The sequence below is a fragment of the Facklamia sp. P13064 genome (genome assembly GCF_050409425.1).
Classification (GTDB): domain Bacteria; phylum Bacillota; class Bacilli; order Lactobacillales; family Aerococcaceae; genus Facklamia.
Genome location: NZ_JBNUPM010000052.1, coordinates 1 through 659, shown reverse-complemented (window position 1 = coordinate 659; position 659 = coordinate 1). Strand labels below are relative to the sequence as shown.

1 protein-coding gene is annotated in these 659 nt (G+C 36.4%); it reads right to left on the bottom strand.

The genetic code is table 11. The features are described 5' to 3' along the window. The coding region (locus ACQV2S_RS08845; RefSeq protein ID WP_428885413.1) for a LysM peptidoglycan-binding domain-containing protein at positions 1 to 505 on the bottom strand (505 nt) is incomplete at its 3' end. Between the last annotated feature and the right edge of the window lie 154 nt (positions 506 to 659).

Sequence of the window (659 nt, the reverse complement as noted above, 5' to 3'; positions counted from 1 at the left end):
AGTCACTTCTTAGATTATTCCAAGACTTCAATTGCGCAACCGTAATCCCATGCATGTCAGCTATTCTAGCTAACCAATCGCCTGAACGTACGGTGTAAGTTTTTGCATGAGATACAAATACTGCTGGTTGATTAGTAGAAACATTTTGATTAATTGTCGGACTTGTTTCTGTTTTTGTTGTAGGTGTTTCTGTTGTCTCCTCTTTAATATCTGCCTGATTTTCTACAACTGAATGAGCATTCTTCACCCATACCTTCAGTACATCTCCTGGATGGATTAGGTTGCTAGTTAAACCATTTAATTCCTTCAACTCATCCATAGTCATTCCATGATTAACCGCGATACGATAAACTCCGTCGCCGGCCTGTACCGTATAACTACCGATTGCATAATTACTTTCTTGGGCATAAACACTTGGTAAGTTATCTATTTGAGTAACTGCTACTGTAGCTAATACTGACATTGAAATAGACAATAGGCTTGTCTTGATTGCTTTGTGTCTCATTATGGATCCTCCTTTATTAATTCGGTTGACTTCACTTACAAAGCATATCATATCATTGTGTAAAAATAATGAATAATACGCATTCGTAATATTTGTAATAAAAAGGGGCTGTATCATAAGTCTCAAACCGAAAAACCACTATAAACGTTGTTTA